We start from the raw sequence: 19,667 nt of genomic DNA, 5'->3' as shown, positions 1-19,667 counted from the left end.
TTGTTATATCTCGTATCAACGGGGAAAGTGAGTAATATTTACTCGCTTCCCCCTTTTGTTCTTATTTTGGGTTGGTCACTTTAATTAATCAAAATATAAATTTATAATTATCAATTGATGAATAAATATATACTAAAAAAGGGTTTTTATGATATTTCTGCTAACGGCAGCGACATCATAAAATCCCTTATTTTTTGTCCTAAAGCGTTAACAGGAGGTGCTCAGTGGACGTAAATACTAGCAACATCGGTACGGATAACAGATTAGATTATTTGGTAGGTCACAAAACCTATGGTAATCTTGATTTGAAACTCCTCGAAACCGGAGACGGTATTTTCAGACTTCGTAAAAGAGTGAGCTTTTCTCGCTCCTTAGTTACACCGGTTTATCCCGATTTACTAAGTGTGCAATTAGACTCATTCGAAGAATTTATGCAGGAATATGCTCCTGCTTCCAAACGCCGCGACGTTGGTTTGCAAGCGGCTTTTAAGATGAATTTCCCAATCGAAGATGCCTCATCAATGTTCCAACTTGAGTTCATTGATTATAGCATCGAAAAGCCAAAATATAGCGAAGAAGAATGCCGTGAACGCGAACTTACTTATGCTAAACCTTTGAAAGCCAAGTTGAGATTATCGAGCAAAGCCGATAAAAGCACTGACGATTATTTCGAAGCAATCGAGCAAGAAGTCTATTTAGGCAATCTTCCTTCAATGACTTCACGCGGTACATTCATCATCAACGGAGCTGAAAGAGTTATTGTAAGCCAGATTCACCGTTCACCGGGAGCATTCTTCGATGATGCTGTCCACCCGAACGGCACACGTATCTATACTGCAAGAATTATTCCGTTCAGAGGCTCATGGATAGAGTTTACTACCGATATTCATGACGTAATGTATGCCTATATCGATAGAAAGAAGAAATTCCCTGTCACTACACTCATCAGAGCATTAGGTTACTCATCTGACGAAAATATAATCGAACTTTTCGGTTTGACTGATGAAATCGAACCGGACGAAGTTGACGAATCACTCCTCGGTATGAAAATTGCCAACGACCTTGTTGACTTAACTACAGGCGAAATCATTGGCGGCAGAGATATGATTATCTCGCCCGAAATACTCGAAATGATGAACGCCACAAAGTTGGCTCCATTCAAAGTTTATAAATATACCGACCCTACTGAAGAGCCGGTAATTGCTCGTACATTGACTAAAGACCCATCGAGAACTCGTGAAGACGCTCTTGAGCACATCTATAGACAACTTCGTTCGAGTGACCCTCCCGATATCGAAACAGCAGAAGCATTGTTGGACAAATTGTTCTTCAATTCAAAACGTTACGATTTAGGTTTGGTAGGTAGATTCAGAATTAACGAAAAAATGGGATTAGAAATTCCATACGACGAAACGACATTAAGAACTGAAGATATTATCACAATTATCAAGCATTTGATTTATCTTCATGATAATAAATTAACAGGCGATGACATTGACCACTTGGGCAATAGAAGAGTACGTACAGTAGGCGAGCAACTCAGTACCCAATTCAATTTGGGACTTGCACGTATGGCTCGTACAATTCGCGAAAGATTGAGTTTGCACGAAGAAGAAGTGCCGACACCTTCGGAATTAGTAAACGCTCGTACAATTAGCTCTGTGATTAACCAATTCTTTGGGACTAATCAGCTATCCCAGTTCATGGACCAAACTAATCCGCTTGCCGAATTGACGCACAAAAGACGTACGTCAGCTTTGGGTCCCGGTGGTTTGACGCGTGAAAGAGCCGGTTTTGAAGTACGTGACGTTCACTATACTCACTACGGCAGATTATGCCCGATTGAAACTCCTGAAGGTCCGAATATCGGTCTTATTTCATCATTGGCAATTCATGCCCGTATCAATGATTTGGGTTTTATCGAAACACCTTATCGTATTGTACGTGATGGTATTGTTTCTTCGGAAATCGAATACCTTTCAGCCGAAAAAGAAGATATGAAAATCATTTGTCCTGCATCATCACCTTTAGATGAAAATAACAGGATAGTCGGCGAAAAAGTAAGAGCAAGAAAATCAGGTGACTTCGTATTAGTTGACCCGTCAGAGGTTAACTATGTTGACGTTTCGACTGACCAAATCACAAGTCCTGCATCATCTTTGATTCCTTTCCTCGAACATGACGATGCAAACCGTGCCTTGATGGGCTCAAACATGCAACGTCAAGCTGTTCCACTTCTGCGTCCGGCTGCTCCTGTAATCGGAACCGGCATGGAAGCAAGAGTTGCAAAAGATTCGAGAACTTTGATGCTTGCCGAAGAAGATGGAATCGTCGAATACGTAAGTGCAGAAATGATTCGTATCCGTTACGAAGATAACAGGTCGGATATTGACAAAATGTTAAATTTCGACCGCAAAGAAGTCGTTACTTATAAATTGTTGAAATTCTTCAGAACGAACCAAGATACTTGTATCAACCAAAGACCAATCGTTTCAGCGGGTCAAAGAGTGGTCAAAGGGCAACCTATTACTGACGGCGCTTCGACTGACCAAGGCGAATTAGCTTTGGGACAAAACGTTATGGTTGCATTTATGCCTTGGCGTGGTTATAACTTTGAAGATGCGATTATCATTTCACGTAGAATGGTAGCCGAAGACATTTTCACATCTATACATATCGAAGAATTCACTCTTCAAGTTCGTGATACAAAACGCGGCGAAGAAGAGTTCACTCGCGAAATCCCGAACGTCAGCGAAGAAGCAGTTAAAGACTTAGACGAAACCGGTATAATCAGAATCGGCGCTAATATCCAAGAAGGCGATATTCTTATCGGTAAAATCACTCCAAAAGGTGAAACTGACCCGACTCCTGAAGAAAAATTATTGCGTGCAATCTTTGGTGACAAAGCCGGCGACGTTAAAGACGTTTCGCTCAAAGCTACACCCGGACTAAAAGGTGTTGTAATCAATACTAAATTGTTTACTCGCAGATTAGTTACTATGGATAAAGACACTCGCGCCTCAGAGAAAAAACGTCAAGAAATGATTAATAAGATGGAAAAAGAAACCATCAAAAAATTGGACGACGAATGTGTAAACAGAGTTTCAGTCCTTATTGACGGCGAAAAATTACTCGGTTTGAGATTAGTCAACGGTGTTACTGTTTTCAGAGCAGGTCAAAAAGTTACTGTCAAAGATGTTATCGGTGCTTATTCCGAAGGCTTACTTAAGCCTGAATTAATCACAGACGACCAACCGATTTTATCCGATGATGTCAAAAATGACTTACTCATCAACATGCTATCTAACTTTTTATCGAAACGTAAAGATGAGCAAGCTAAATTCAGAGCAGAGAAAAACAAATTAGCTGCCGGTGACGAACTCCAACCCGGAATTCTTCAGATGGCTAAAGTTTATGTTGCTAAGAAACGTAAATTGCAAGTCGGTGATAAAATGGCGGGACGTCACGGTAACAAGGGTATCGTATCTAAAATCGTTGCTCCCGAAGACATGCCGTTCATGGCAGACGGAACTCCAGTGGATATCGTATTGAATCCACTCGGCGTACCATCACGTATGAACTTGGGGCAGTTGTACGAAACCGCTCTCGGATGGGCAGGTAATAAATTAGGTTTGCACTTTGCAACTCCGATTTTCGATGGTGCTACATGGGATCAAGTTGGCGATTATCTCGAAAAAGCAGGGCTACCACGAGATGGTAAGACTTACCTTTTCGACGGACGTACCGGCGACAGATTCGATATGAAGATTACTATCGGTATCATATATATTCTTAAGCTCGCTCACTTGGTTGCAGATAAATTGCACGCTCGTTCGATTGGACCATATTCTCTAATCACCCAACAACCACTCGGCGGTAAAGCCCAATTTGGTGGTCAAAGACTTGGTGAAATGGAAGTATGGGCACTCGAAGCTTACGGCGCTGCACATACTCTGCAAGAAATGATTACGGTCAAATCTGACGACGTCCAAGGAAGAGCACGTATGTACGAATCTATCGTGAAGGGCGATAATATGCCCGACCCGAATATACCCGAATCATTCAATGTATTGATTCGCGAATTACAAGGCTTGTGCCTTGAAGTACATATTGAGTAGAATAAATTAAAACGACAAAAATTAATAATAAATATAAGGGAGATTTATAATGCAACCATTGCAAATCCCGAGAAGAGGATTCCGAAAGATTTCTATCAAAATCGCCTCGCCGGATGATATATTAAATCGTTCACATGGCGAAGTCACTAAACCGGAAACTATCAATTATCGGTCGTTTCGTCCTGAAAAAGATGGGCTTTTTTGCGAGAAAATCTTCGGTCCTATACGCGATTGGGAATGTGCCTGCGGCAAATACAAACGTATTCGCTACAAAGGTATAGTTTGCGACCGATGTGGTGTCGAGGTTACTCAGAAATCTGTGCGCCGCGAACGCATGGGACACATCCAATTGGCTGTTCCTGTCGTTCACATTTGGTTCTTACGCAGTTTGCCAAGCAAAATTAGTGCAGTTCTCGGTATGCCTACTAAGGATATCGAAAGAATTGTTTACTATGAATCTTATGCTGTGGTCAGACCGGGCAACACCCAACTGCAACCGCGTGATTTATTGACTGAAGAACAATATTTAGACATCGTTGAGAATTTGCCGAAAGATGAACTTGATTTAGATTTCGACGACAAAAACAAATTCTTAGCCCTTATTGGCGGCGAAGCCATCAAAGAATTACTCAAACAAGTCGAGCCTGAACGTACTTATTACGAATTGAAAGCGAGACTTAAAGAAGAAACTTCACAACAGAAAAAAACTGAATTGCTCAAACGTCTTCGTGTGCTTGATGCATTCCGTTCAAGTATGAAGAGCGAATACCCGAATGAACCAAGTTGGATGGTGTTGGATATCGTTCCTGTTACTCCTCCCGACTTGCGTCCGCTTGTGCCGCTCGAAGGTGGTCGTTTTGCAACTTCCGACTTGAATGACCTTTACAGACGTGTTATCATCAGAAATAACAGACTTAAGCGCCTCATTGATATTCGCGCCCCTGAAGTTATCTTGCGTAACGAAAAGAGAATGCTCCAAGAAGCAGTTGACGCACTATTTGATAATAGTCGTCGTGCTGTCCGAAGCGAATCTCAACGTGCGCTCAAATCTCTTGCTGATACTTTGAAAGGTAAAACAGGTAGATTCCGCCAAAACTTGCTCGGTAAACGTGTTGACTATTCAGGTCGTTCGGTTATCGTCGTTGGTCCTGAGCTTAAGATTCACGAATGTGGCTTGCCTAAGGATATGGCGGTTGAATTGTTCAAACCTTTTATTATCAGAAAATTGATAGAAAGAGGTCACGTTAAAACTGTGAAAAGTGCCAAGAAAATGGTCGAACGCAAAACTAACGAAGTTTGGGATATCTTAGATAAAGTAATTGACGGGCATCCGGTATTACTTAATCGTGCCCCGACTTTGCACAGACTTGGTATTCAAGCGTTCCAGCCTCGTCTAATCGAAGGTAAAGCTATCCAATTGCACCCACTCGTCTGTACAGCGTTCAACGCCGACTTTGACGGTGACCAAATGGCAGTTCACTTGCCGATTAGCTTCGAAGCACAGTTAGAAGCTATGCTTCTTATTTTGGCTCCTCACAATATCATGCACACACAAAATGGCGACCCAATTGCGGTGCCATCACAAGACATGGTTCTTGGTGTGTATTATCTGACAAAAATGAGACCCGGAAGTAAGGGCGAAGGCAAAGTATTTGCTTCACCCGAAGAAGTTATTATTGCTTATGATTGCAATATTGTCGAATTAAATACAAAAATCAAAGTCCGTTATCGTGGCGAAATGCTCGATACTACTGTCGGTAGAATCATTTTGAATGAAATTGTCCCCGAAGAAATGGGCTATATCAATGAACTTCTAACTAAAAACAGACTTCGACAATTAATCGGTAATTGCTTCCGTGCTGCCGGATTGGCTAAAACAGTAGAGTTCCTTGATGATTTGAAAGAAATGGGCTTTACATATGCCACAAAAGGTGGGCTTTCCGTTAGTGTGGATGATGTTATCATTCCTGACGCTAAGAAAAGTATCATTACTAACGCTCAAAACAATATTGACAAATTTGAAGATGCTTACCAAAACGGTGTTATTAGTGCCGGTGAACGTTACAACAAAATCATTGATACATGGTCAACTGCTACTAACTTAGTTGCAGACCGTTTGTATAGTGAAATGCAACGTGACAAATCCGGATTCAACACGTTTTGGATGATGTTAGATTCTAAAGCACGTGGTTCAAAAGAGCAGATTCGTCAGCTTGCAGGGATGAGAGGTTTGATGGCTAAACCTAAGAAATCTTTGTCCGGTTCGACAGGCGAACTTATCGAAAACCCGATTATTTCTAACTTTAAGGAAGGTTTGTCTATCCTTGAGTACTTCATCTCAACTCACGGTGCTCGTAAAGGTCTTGCCGATACTGCACTTAAGACTGCCGATGCAGGTTACTTAACTCGAAGACTTCATGACGTTGCCCAAGATGTGATTATTTCCGAATCTGACTGCGGTACAATTCGTGGTGTGGAAATGACTGCATTGAAAGATGGCGAGGAAATCAAAGAGCCTTTAGTAGAACGTATCATGGGCAGAGTTGCTCTTCGTGATGTGGTTGACCCACTTACTGATACAATAATTTGCAAAGCAGCTCAAGTAATTGACGAAAAAGTGGCTTCTCAAATTGATGCATCTTCTGTGGAATCTGTTTTGATTCGTTCAGTATTGACTTGCGAATCCAGACGCGGTGTATGTGCTAAATGTTACGGTCGTAACCTTGCTACTGGCAAAATTGTTGATACAGGCGAAGCAGTTGGTACAATTGCTTCACAGTCAATCGGCGAACCCGGTACGCAGCTTACTCTCAGAACATTCCACACAGGTGGTACTGCTGCATTGGTTGCTTCGCAATCATCTGTTCAGGCTAAATTCGATGGTGTCATCCAATTCGAAAATGTCAAAACTGTTAGTTACGAAGGAGATGAAGAAAAAATCGTTTTGGCTACCAGCCGAAGCGGTATCATAAATATAATTGACCCCGAAAGCAACAGAATTCTAACTAAATATGATTTGACTTACGGTGCTCAATTATTGGTTAGCAATGGCGAAGAAGTCAAAAAAGGTAGCCAAATTTATTCTTGGGACCCATACAACACTACAATCTTGACTGAAATTGCAGGACGTGTTAAATATCGTGATTTGGTGTTGAATATCACTTATCGCGAAGTTCATGATGAGCAAACAGGTCACATTACAAAAATCGTAATTGATTCAAAAGATAAGTCAAAAATTCCTACAATTGACATCATTGATGATGCAGGCGAAGTGCTACGTAGCTACAATATTCCGTCAAGAGCTCAACTTAAAGTTGATAACGGCGAATTTGTCGGCATTGGTACTGACCTTGTTAAGATTGCTCGCGACCGCGGCAGAACTCAGGATATCACAGGTGGATTGCCTCGTGTAACTGAACTTTTCGAAGCTCGTTCACCGCAAAACCCTGCCGTAATCAGTGATATTGACGGTATTGTATCATTCGACAGTCACAAACGTGGTCAACGTATCATCGTTGTTACATCACTTGACGGCAAAACTGTCATTGAATACGGCGTTTCAGTCGGTAAGCACATTTTAGTCCAACAAGAAGACTTTGTGCGTTCGGGTGATAGATTGACCGAAGGCTCGATTAATCCTCACGATATCCTTCGTATCAAGGGTGCAAACGCAGTCCAAGAATATCTTGTGAACGAAATTCAAGAAGTTTATCGTATGCAAGGTGTGAAAATCAATGACAAACACATCGAAGTTATCGTTAGACAAATGCTCCAAAAAGTAAAAATTGCCGATTCCGGCGATTCTGCTTTCTTGGATAACGAAAACATCGACCGTATCAGATTTATTGACGAAAACCAGAAAATCAAATCAATGGTTGTCATCACTGACGCCGGCGACACTCAATTCATGGAAAATGAAATTGTGCCTAAGCGTAAAGTTCGCGAAGAAAACGCCAGCCGTGTCCAACACAGCTTACGCGAAGGCGAATATCGTCAGGCGGAACCTGCTATTTCCGAGCCGATTTTGCTTGGCATTACTCAAGCATCCTTGACTACCGAAAGCTGGTTGTCTGCCGCATCATTCCAAGAAACTACACGTGTACTTTCTGATGCATCAGTTGCTGCTAAGGTTGACCATTTAATCGGATTGAAAGAGAATATCATACTCGGACAACTTATTCCGGCTGGTACAGGTTTGAGACATTACCAACAAATGACGGTTCATTCCGAAGTTGGCAATATTTTCGGCAGAAAAACTTACGGTGCAGATGACGTTATTGCTCCGGCTTACGAAGCTGAACCAAGAGTGAAAAATCCTTCGCACGCTTAATTAGTGGTGTAATTATTTATAAAAAAGCCGTTCCATTAGGAGCGGTTTTTTCATTTCAAATTCATATTATAATAACCTTAAAAAGAGTTAAAAAATGAGCCTTGTAATTTACATCAAAAGATTTTTGCCTACGTGGGCAATCAATTTTCTCAAGAGTGTCAGACAGATTTTCAGAGATAAAAACAATAGTGGAAATGAAGCGCCCCCTGTGCCACATTCCGCCAAGCAATCGGTATTAAGAAAGTACAAAAACCGCTACAAAATCAATAATCTCGTCGAAACCGGAACCTATTTAGGCGACATGGTAGAAGCTATGAGGGAAGAATTTACCTCGATTTACTCTGTGGAATTGGATATGAAGCTATTTAAAATGGCAGAAAAACGATTCGCAAAATTCCCGCATATTACGATTTTGCAAGGTGATAGCGGTCAAGTGCTATATGATTTGGTGCCGAAGCTGAACGCTCCGACATTGTTTTGGCTTGACGGACATTATTCACAAGGCATAACAGCCAAAGGCGATAAGGATTGCCCCATTTACGAGGAATTAGGTGCTATCCTCCAATCAGACTTCGGGCATGTTTTGCTGATTGACGATGCGACATACTTCAACGGCGAAGGCGATTACCCTACAATCGAAGCCTTGTCACAATTCATCAGCAAACACAAAAATATCAGCGAACAAATTATCGAGCACGACATCATCTGCATAGTGTTGGATTAACTATTGTCTTAGATGTGGCACATCTGAAATGTAGGGACTGCAACAGCGTTCTGTCCAAAACATAGCCCATGAATTTATTCGTGGGTGGAGAATTCATTTAACCACAAAGAATTCGCAAAGAACTCTAAGAGTTGTATTGGTCATTCTGAAGACGAAGTCGAAGAATCCATGACTTTCAACCTTGATTAATTCATCCGATGACTCCAAGTTCACATGTGCAGCACATTTGTTTGAGATAATTCATCGGTTGATTCCAAGTCATCGGATGAATATTGAGACAACCATTTGATTAGGGTGTTCCTGTATTTATTTTCTCTTTAGAACCTTAAAATATATAAATGCTTACAAATTTTGTCCGATTTCTTTTTTTATGGTATATAAGTTTAGTACGAATTTAACAAATTCGAGATTTATGTGAATTGAGCTTATTAACAATGCTTAGGAGTCATAGATGAAGTCTCTATCTACAATTTTTACAATCTTTTTGATTTTATCAATTAATGCCTTTTGTTCGATTTACCACGTCAAAATAGATGGCAACGATGAAAACAGCGGGCTATCTTGGAATGAACCCTTTTTAACTTTACAGAAGGCTCTCGATATGGCTCAAGAAGGTGACCAAATATGGGTCGCCGAAGGAATCTACAAACCTACATATGATTACGGATTGAACATTGGAGAGCAGGGCAAGCATTTTAAATTGAAGTCCGGTGTTGGTTTATTTGGTGGATTTCCTGCCGATTGTGAGCCAACTTTCGAGGATAGAGACCACTATAAGCACCAAACGATTCTATGTGGTGATTTGAACGACGATGACCATTGGAACGAGACCGAAATGATGTGGGAAAATCGGGAAGATAACTGTTTTCATGTGTTTTACATGCCTGATTTTTTAAATTTAAACGCTCAAAACGTTTTAGATGGTTTTGTAATCAGAAACGGGCATGCACTGAAAACAGATGAAAATAAAAACCCATTTGGCTTTGGAGGCGGAGTATTTTTAATGGGCAACATACTACAGATAAATAATTGTATCTTCAAGCATAACTTTGCCGATTACGGTGCTGCAATTGGAGTTTTTAATGCCAACAGAAGTTCAGGAAATGCAAAATTGGAATTAAATAATTCTATGCTTATTGATAATATCGCTCAACAAAGCGGTGGTGGGATGAGTATTTATGCTGATGTCAAATTAGTGAATTGTGTAATTGCACGTAATCGAGCGATTGAAAAAAGCGGTGGTGGTATTGATGGATATTTCAATACTACGAAAACATCAGGTCTCAATATATACAATTGTACAATTGCCGACAATACTTCAAATGAGTTTGGTGGTGGACTTTTTTTATGGTCGCAAAATACACAAGAAATGGTGTTACCTGCCGGCGATGTTACTATACTCAATTCTATAATTTTCGGAAACATTACCGCCACTCATAGTGCATCTAATGAAATCTTTGGTGTCTATGTCAGTTCCACAACTTCGGAAAATACGGGCAAAGTATATATACATCATAGTATCTTAGGTGGTGGATATAGTTCACAGTCAGGTAATTGTTTTGTGATATCAGATACGAAAAGTCAAAACCCGAAATTTGTCGGTACAGGGGAGCATCCTTACATGATACAGCAGACCTCGCCTTGCTTAGATGCCGGGTCGTCAATTCCATTACATGCTAATAATGAGCCTTTCGACATCCGCGGTTCAAAATTTCCACGAAAATTGAACGGTCATGATGGAACTGAAGGGACAATTGACATTGGCGCCTATGAATTCAACGTCAATCAAGATGCAGTCTCAGTCGAAGAATTTGATATTGCTTTTGGCATATTCCCCAACCCCGCAACGGAATATATTGAAATTAGATTCTCTTCTATCAACCATACGGTTAACCGTATGGTTGAAAATGATTCTGAGATTCAAATTCTCAATACTTTAGGCGATTGTGTTATGACCGTAGAGACATGGCATGCCGTGTCTCTACAAAGAATTGACGTTTCGCACCTTCCGCCCGGAGTCTATTTCCTCCGTATTGGCGACAAAACCCGGAAGTTTGTGAAAGTCTGAACTATGATTTTTTTGATTAAAATGATTTTGATGATTACAATTTGTTCCGTCAGGTATTACACCTGACGGGATAAGTATTTGTCATTCTGAAAGACGAAGTGAAGAATCCATGCCTTTCTTGAAAACTTGATTCTTCACTTCGTTCGGAATGACGAGGCACAACTGAAATGTAGGGATTGCAACAGCGTTCTGACCAAAACATAGCCCACGGTTTCAACCGTGGGTTAGGAAAATTGATGTTGTAGATTAATTCATCCGATGACTCCAAGTCATCGGATGAATATTGAGTCTGTAATCATTGGACAGAACGCTGTTCTATCCCTACAATCATCTGGTTAGTAGGTGTTCTGTAAACCTTTTTTAGGACGGAGGAAGCAAAAAAAAAAAAGAGGCTGCTTCCAGCCCCTTTTATAAAAATCATAAAAAAATATGATTACTTGATTTCCCACCATTCATCGCCGCGCATTAGGTCGTCTAAGTTGCCTTCACCTTTGCGTTCGATTAAATCATTGATTTGCCAAGTAACTTTTTGGTCGTAAGTTGGTTTCGATTCAGCATAAATTACGCCCATCGGACGTGGTAATTCGGGATTGAATGACATATCGGACAAGATTAATGCTAATGTTGAATCTTGCTCGTTATGGACAATCAAATCGTTCACTGAGTATTTACCTTCGTCGAGATTGACCACTTTTGGTTTGTAGCCGTCCATGATGATACCTAATTCGTTTTTGAATCCAAAAACGAGTGGTTTGCCGTGTTCCAAATTGATTGTGCTTGTTGGGCGAGTCTCTTTGCGAGTGTATTCGTCGAAAGCACCGTCATTGAAAATCACGCAATTTGCATAAATTTCTACAAAAGAAAATCCTTTATGTTGCGCTGCTCTTTGGAACAGGTGCTTCATGTGCGAAGGATTATTGTCATATCCGCGGGCTACAAATGTAGAGCCCGAACCCAATGCCAATGACGATGGGTTGAACGGGTCGTCTAATACACCGAATGGTGACGATTTCGTCTTTTGCCCAACGCGTGAAGTGGGGGAGAACTGCCCTTTGGTGAGCGAATAAATTTCGTTGTTGAACATAATCACGTTGATGTCCACATTTCTGCGAGAAGCATGAATCATGTGATTGCCACCAATACTCATGCAATCGCCATCGCCGGTTGCCACCCATACCGATAAATCAGGACGAGCCACTTTCAGCCCGGAAGCTACTGCTAATGCACGCCCATGGATTGAATGGAATCCGTAAACATCCATGTAGTACGGGAAACGGCTCGAACAGCCAATTCCGGAGACGAATACGATTTTTTCCTTGGGGACACCGATATCCGGCATTATTCTTTGGACTTGAGCCAAAATAGAGTATCCACCACATCCGGCGCACCAACGCACATCAATATTCGCTTTGAAATCTTTGGGAGTGTATTGCGGTATTTCGCCGTATTCTTTATGTATCAATAAATCAAGTTGGGTTGTCATTTTGAGACTCCTTCGGAAAGTAATATTTCTTCAATTTTATTGGCAATTTCTTCTGCAGTAAAAGTATTTCCCTGAACTTTGTTCAGACCGATGATAGGACGCATGTATTTGTATTGTAGCAAAATTTTGAGTTGTCCGAGATTCATTTCAGGAACAAGAATTTGCTTGAAATTACTCATAATATCACCTAAATTAGCAGGTAATGGATTGAGATATTTCAAGTGTACGTGAGATATTTTCACGTCCTTTTCTCTGAGCGATGCCAAAGCATTTCTTGCCGAGCCCCAAGTGCTGCCCCATGTCACAAGGAGTAATTCTCCGCTTTCATCACCATCAACCACTAAGTCGGGAATATCTTGAACGATTCTTTCGACTTTTTCGGCGCGAATTTCGCACATTCTTTGGTGATTCATCGGGTCATGAGATACTAAACCTGTGATATTATCCTTTTCCAATCCGCCGATTCTGTGCTCCAATCCCGGTGTGCCGGGCACAGCCCAAGGACGAGCCAAAGTTTCAGGATTGCGTTTGTATGGAGCGTATGTTTCTTTATCTGTAGCAAATTTAATCCCGATTTCAGGGAGTTCATCTAATGTCGGAACTTTCCATGCTTCCGAGCCTTGTGCAATATAACCGTCTGTAAGCAAAATAACAGGAGTCATGTATTTGATTGCAATTCTTGCTGCTTCGATTGTCATATCGAAACAATCAGTTGCTGTGCTTGCTGCAAGGACAGGAATTGGTGCTTCGCCATGGCGACCCCAAAGTGCCATCAACAAATCGGATTGCTCCGGTTTAGTTGGTAAACCTGTACTCGGACCGGCTCTTTGAACATCAACAACGACCAATGGCAATTCGAGCATTACAGCAAGACCCATTGCTTCCACCTTGAGAGACAGACCGGGACCGCTGGTTGTAGTAGCGGCTAATGCTCCACCATAGGAGGCGCCGATTGCCGATGTAATACCTGCGATTTCGTCTTCCATTTGCATATGCTTTACGCCATATTGCTTATATCCGGAGATGAAATGCAAAATTTCAGTTGCCGGAGTGATAGGGTAAGAGCCTAAGAATAATGGTAAACCTGCTCTATTTGCAGCAACTGCCAAGCCCAATGCGACTGCATTATTGCCTGTAATGTTGCGGTAAATTCCTTTTCGCAAATCTGCAGGTTTAACGATATAGCGAACAGCCAAATCTTGACCCATTGCTCCAAAATTGTAACCGGCTTTGAATACTTTCAGGTTTGCATCGCGAATTGTTTCGTTTTTGCCAAATTTCTTATTGAGCCAAATTTGAGTTGGTTCTAATGGTCTGTCGAATAGCCAATATGCAAGACCGAGTGCGAAAAGATTCTTCGTGCGGTCTATCATTTTCGGCGGCAAATCAAAATCTTCGAGTACTCTGCGTACTTGTTCGTTTATGTCGTATGCAAAAACCTGGTAATCTGCAAGGCTACCGTCTTCGATTGGATTCTTTTCGTACTTTGCCAATTTAAGATTTTTATCCTTAAATCCGGCTTTATTCAAAAGTAAGATACCGTGTTTCTTGACGTCTTTCAAATTTACCTTGAGTGACGCTGCGTTCATAGCCACAAGCACATCTATTTTATCACCCGGGGTGTTTGTTCTTGTTGCACCAAAATGAACTTGGTAGGCACTGACGCCATACAAAGTCCCTTCGGGAGCCCTGATTTCTGACGGGTAATCAGGAAAGGTGTTAACGATGTTACCCATTTCTGCGGAAGTATCCGAGAATTGAGTTCCTGTCAGCTGCATGCCATCACCGGAGTCTCCGGCAAATCGAATTACAGCTTTTTCGACTTCTACAAATTGCTGTTCCATGTCAAACTTTTTTATTTTTTAAACAAGCAAATAACTTAACTTCTAATATAACTGTTGAGCAATGTATTGGTTTTAGTCGCAAAAATTTTGTCATTCTTACCATAAAGATGATAAGAATGACAATTTTACATTGCTAATTACAAATTTAATCAATAATTCAATACGTAATTATTCAAAGCTTTCATATATTGGGCTCTTTCGTAAGAACTTGGGTCGGGGATGTTGAGTTGGCTCATACTTCCTTGCATTTGCATAATTGATTCGTATTCGTGTTCGGTCATCCATTCTACCATTTCTTCTTCGATGTCTTTGATATAATCTACACCGTAGCGGAGTAATGTAGAACAAAGCATAGTAACGTTAGCTCCAACGAGCATCATTTTGATTACATCTTCGCCGTAGTGGATGCCACTTGTAGCTGCGAGGTCAGAGAAGATTCTGCCCTTAAGTATCGCAATCCATCTCATTGGCAAACGCAAATCGGTTGGGTTGCTCAATATTATATGTGGCTCTACTTCGAGTTCTTCCAAATTAATATCGGGTTGATAAAAGCGATTGAATAGGACAAGTGCATCTGCACCTGCGGCATCAAATCTTTTAGCCATATTTGCCATATTCGAGAAAAATGGGCTAAGTTTGAGTGCGACAGGAATGCTGACAGCTGCTTTCACAGATTTCAGGATTTCTACATAATCGTTTTCGATTTCTGCACCTGTTTTGTCCAAATCGGTTGGGATATTGTAAATATTCAATTCGATAGCATCGGCACCGGCACCTTGCATTTGCTTTGCAAAGTCAGTCCATCCACCTACTGTAGTGCCGTTAATACTGGCAATGACAGGGATTTTCACACTTTCTTTTGCTTTGCGAATAAGCTCAAGATATTCGTCCGGACCAAGATTGTAGTCACTTGTATCGGGAAAATAGCTCAATGATTCCGCAAAAGCTTCTGTACCTTGTGTGGTATGATAAAAGAGTTCCTTTTGGTCGAATTTGATTTGCTCTTCGAAGATTGAATACATCACGAGAGCTGAAGCGCCGGCATCTTCGATTTTCTTGATACCGTCCAAAGTTCTTGATAATGGCGAAGCAGATACGACAAGTGGCGACTTAAGAGTCATGCCCATGTATTTTGTTTTCAAGTCCATAATTTACTCCAATTAAATTTTTTAATTTTCAATAGAATTATAGAAGCGGATTGCTCCGCTTCCGGATTTATTTTTGCTCTTCAACAGGAGCATTAGTACGTTCAGCCATGAATTTATATTTAGCGAATCTTTCGTTCACTTGTTCTTGTGCAGTTTTGAATAAAACTTCTGCTACTTTGGGGTTGCTCTTCATCAACATTTGGAATCTTCCTTCGCTTTGCATAAACTCACGAACGCCAATTTTTGGTTGCTTCGAATCTAAAATCAAAGGATTTTTACCTTGGTCAACCAGATTCGGATTGTATCTGTAAAGTAACCATTGACCCGAATCAACTGCAAGTTTGTGTTGTGCAAGTGGGCGGCTCATATCAATACCGTGAGCGATACAATGACTATATGCAATGATTATCGAAGGACCATCATGGGCTTCAGCTTCGAGGAATGCTTTCAAAGTATGCTCGTCTTTAGCTCCGAAGGCTACCGATGCTACATAGACATTGCCGTAAGCCATCGCCATCGAACCTAAATCTTTCTTCTGAGTTGCTTTGCCACCGGCTGAGAATTTTGCTACTGCACTTAAAGGTGTTGCTTTTGAAGTCTGACCTCCGGTATTTGAATATACTTCGGTATCGAGAACTAAGATATTCACATTTTTACCGGATGCCAATACGTGGTCTAATCCACCGTAACCGATGTCATAAGCCCAACCGTCGCCACCGACAATCCATACGCTCTTCTTGACTAAATAATCCGCAACTGTCGCTAATCTCTTAGCCAATGGGTCATTTATTTTGTTTAATTTTTCTTTTAATATTTCAACTTTAGCTCTTTGGTCAGCAATTTCTTGCTCGTCTTTTTGGCTTGCATTAATCAATTCATTTGCAAAATCCGCTCCTAATTCATCTGCCAATTTTTCGAGTAAAAATACTGCGACTTCTTTTTGTTTGTCAATCGCTAATCTGTATCCAAGACCAAATTCGGCGTTGTCTTCAAATAATGAATTTGACCAAGCCGGACCTCTGCCATCCAAGTTCTTAGCCCAAGGAGTAGTAGGCAAGTTACCGCCGTAGATTGATGAGCAGCCTGTTGCATTTGCAACGATTGCTCTATCACCGAATAATTGCGACATCAATTTGATATATGGTGTTTCGCCGCATCCTGCACATGCACCCGAGAATTCGAATAATGGGAGAAGCACTTGTTGGCTTCTGATATTATTGATATTGACTTGAGTTCTGTCAAGGTCGGGGATTTGTAAGAAGAAGTCCCAATTTTCCGCTTCAGGTTGACGTAATGGAATTTGATTTTCCATATTTAATGCTCTCAAGCTGACATTAGATTTGTTTTTAGCAGGGCAAACTTCGACACAAACGCCGCAACCTGTACAATCTTCCGGAGCTACTTGTATAGAATATTTCCAGCCGTTTGCTTTCCAATTTTTATCTTTAGCATCTGTATATTTGAATGTTTCAGGAGCATTTTCGAGATATTTCGGGTCGTAAACTTTGATTCTGATTGTTGCATGAGGACATACAAAGGCGCATTTACCGCATTGTGTACAAGTGTCCATATCCCAAACCGGAATTTCGAGTGCAATATTACGTTTTTCCCATTTTGCAGTATCTGTTGGGTAAGTACCATCTTGTGGGAATGCACTGACAGGTAGGAAATCGCCATTTCCGGCAATGATTTGACCCAAAACGTCATGTACAAATGCCGGTGATTTGGCTGACACTGGAGCGTGAAGGTCAAAGCTGCTTGTGGCTTCATTCGGAACAGCAATTTCATGTAAGTTTTCGAGTGTGTTGTCAACTGCTTGGATATTCATTGCTACAATTTCTTCGCCTTTTCTGCCGTATGTTTTGCGGATTGAATCTTTGATTGCTTCGATTGCTTCTTCACGAGGTAAAACACCCGATATTGCGAAGAAACAAACTTGCATTACAGTATTGATTCTGCGTCCCATGCCGCTTTGTTCGGCTACTGTTTGTGCATCTATAGCATATAACTTAATTTTCTTTTCAATAATTTGTTTTTGCTGTGACTTCGGTAAGCTGTCCCATACTTCGTTCATATGTACAGGTGTATTGACTAAGAATACGCCGCCCGGACGAAGATTTTTAATCATATCGAATTTTTCGAGAAATACTGTTTGGTGACAGCCGATGAAATTAGCCGTAGAAATCAAATAAGGCGCTCTGATTACGTCCGGTCCGAATCTCAAGTGAGAAACTGTAACGGCGCCGGCTTTTTTGGAGTCATACACAAAGTAGCCTTGAGCGTAATTATTTGTGTTTTCGCCAATGATTTTAATCGAATTTTTGTTTGCACCGACTGTACCATCAGAACCAAGTCCGTAGAACATTGCTCTAACAACGTTATCAGCTTCAATATCGAAACTCGGGTCGTAATCAATGCTTGTAAATGTGACGTCATCGTTGATACCGACTGTGAAATTATTTTTAGGATTATCCAATGCCAAATTATCGTAAACACCTTTTACCATAGCAGGTGTAAATTCTTTTGATGATAAACCGAATCTACCACCGATAACTTTCGGCATCTCTTTAATACTTCCATAACCCAATTCGAGCCCTTGATTTAGACCAAAAACTACGTCTAAATATAATGGTTCGGCAGGAGCACCGGGTTCTTTTGTTCTGTCAAGTACAGCAATTTTCTTAACTGTAGCGGGTAATGCTTCCAACATGCGTTTGAAATCAAATGGACGGAATAAGCGAATCTTCAACATTCCGACTTTGCGTCCTTGTTTGTTCAAAGTTTCAACTGTTGATTGTACTGTTTCGCAACCTGAAGCCATCAAAATTACAACTTCTTCAGCATCCGGAGCGCCGACATACTCAAATAATTTATAATATCTTCCGGTCAAATCACCAAATTCGTTCATAACATCTTGAACAATATCAGGACATCCTTGGTAGTATTTGTTGATTGTTTCGCGATTTTGGAAGAATACGTCCGGATTTTGAGCAGTTCCGCGAAGAACGGGTTTGTCCGGTGTTAAGCATCTATTACGATGAGCTTGAACTAAGTCATCAGTAATCAATTTTTTCATTACTTCATCAGGAATTACTTCAATTTTTGAAACTTCGTGTGAAGTTCTGAAGCCGTCAAAGAAATGAAGGAAAGGAATTCTTGAGCGAAGCGTTGCCGCTTGCGAAATCAGTGCAAAGTCCATTACCTCTTGAACAGAAGCGGCACCCAAGAAGGCGAAGCCTGTTCCACGAGCAGCCATAATATCACTATGGTCGCCAAAAATCGAAAGTGCATGAGTCGCTAATGAGCGAGCAGTTATATTGAAAACAGTCGAGGTTAGCTCGCCTGCAATTTTGTACATGTTAGGAATCTTAAGTAGCAAACCTTGAGAAGCAGTAAATGTAGTGGTGAGTGCTCCGGCTTGTAAGGAGCCATGAACAGCACCGGCGGCGCCACCTTCACTTTGCATTTCGCAAACTTCAGGGATGTTACCCCATATGTTTTTATAGCCTTTCGAAGCCCATTCGTCAGCCCATTCACCCATGTTGGACGATGGAGTAATCGGATAAATGGCACATACTTCGTTTACGCGGTACATTACATAGGCGGCGGCTTCGTTGCCGTCTATCGTTATAAACTCTCTTTCTTTCATACTAATACCTTTATTCAATCTGTAAAGTATAATTTCAATTATGATATTTATTTCATAATTTGTTCAATAATCTTTTATAAAAGTACGAAATATTTCTTTATTCTCAAGAAAAATATTGCATAAGTCATTATAATTTAATGAGTTAATGAGCCTTTGCTAAAGTTAATGTTAGCTGTGTATAAGATATATATTAGCATATATTTCAAAATAAGATTAAGATAAACCAAATACACATGAAACTTTTTGTAAAATTAATTGTTTATAAAATATAAACCATGCAAAAGATAAATTATTTTTTGCGTT

General features: G+C 40.7%; 8 protein-coding genes. 4 read left to right on the top strand and 4 right to left on the bottom strand.

The window, feature by feature from the left end; genetic code table 11:
• The first annotated feature begins 332 nt into the window (after positions 1 to 332).
• The 4 genes from rpoB (at position 333) to M9949_01205 (ending at position 11,240) form a co-directional block, all read left to right on the top strand.
• Positions 333 to 4,118, top strand: coding sequence for a DNA-directed RNA polymerase subunit beta (rpoB, locus tag M9949_01220; GenBank protein ID MCO5250025.1), 3,786 nt, complete (start codon positions 333 to 335; stop codon positions 4,116 to 4,118).
• 49 nt (positions 4,119 to 4,167) lie between these two features.
• Positions 4,168 to 8,448, top strand: coding sequence for a DNA-directed RNA polymerase subunit beta' (rpoC, locus tag M9949_01215; GenBank protein ID MCO5250024.1), 4,281 nt, complete (start codon positions 4,168 to 4,170; stop codon positions 8,446 to 8,448).
• Positions 8,449 to 8,542: 94 nt separating this feature from the next.
• Complete coding sequence (locus tag M9949_01210) at positions 8,543 to 9,172, top strand: hypothetical protein (protein MCO5250023.1); 630 nt, start codon at positions 8,543 to 8,545, stop codon at positions 9,170 to 9,172.
• A 451-nt stretch (positions 9,173 to 9,623) separates the two neighbouring features.
• Positions 9,624 to 11,240 (top strand): T9SS type A sorting domain-containing protein, encoded by a 1,617-nt coding sequence (locus M9949_01205; protein MCO5250022.1) that lies wholly within the window; start codon positions 9,624 to 9,626, stop codon positions 11,238 to 11,240.
• A 433-nt stretch (positions 11,241 to 11,673) separates the two neighbouring features.
• On the opposite strand, the gene M9949_01200 is transcribed toward M9949_01205, so the two are convergent.
• The 4 genes from M9949_01200 to nifJ all read right to left on the bottom strand — a co-directional run bounded on the left by M9949_01200 (position 11,674) and on the right by nifJ (position 19,364).
• On the bottom strand, positions 11,674 to 12,723 hold the full coding sequence (locus M9949_01200; protein MCO5250021.1) for a 2-oxoacid:ferredoxin oxidoreductase subunit beta: 1,050 nt from the start codon (positions 12,721 to 12,723) through the stop codon (positions 11,674 to 11,676).
• Complete coding sequence (locus M9949_01195) at positions 12,720 to 14,567, bottom strand: 2-oxoacid:acceptor oxidoreductase subunit alpha (GenBank protein ID MCO5250020.1); 1,848 nt, start codon at positions 14,565 to 14,567, stop codon at positions 12,720 to 12,722. The genes M9949_01200 and M9949_01195 overlap by 4 nt, the downstream gene beginning before the upstream one ends.
• 149 nt (positions 14,568 to 14,716) lie before the next feature.
• Positions 14,717 to 15,715 carry a dihydroorotate dehydrogenase-like protein gene (locus tag M9949_01190; protein MCO5250019.1) on the bottom strand — a complete coding sequence of 333 codons (999 nt, stop codon included), beginning with the start codon at positions 15,713 to 15,715 and terminating at the stop codon, positions 14,717 to 14,719.
• 67 nt (positions 15,716 to 15,782) lie between these two features.
• Positions 15,783 to 19,364, bottom strand: coding sequence for a pyruvate:ferredoxin (flavodoxin) oxidoreductase (nifJ, locus tag M9949_01185; protein MCO5250018.1), 3,582 nt, complete (start codon positions 19,362 to 19,364; stop codon positions 15,783 to 15,785).
• Between the last annotated feature and the right edge of the window lie 303 nt (positions 19,365 to 19,667).

It is taken from the genome of Candidatus Kapaibacterium sp. (genome assembly GCA_023957315.1).
GTDB lineage: Bacteria > Bacteroidota > Ignavibacteria > Kapaibacteriales > UBA2268 > PGYU01.
Note: the sequence above shows the minus strand (reverse complement) of the source record. Positions and strands in the feature narration are given on the sequence as shown.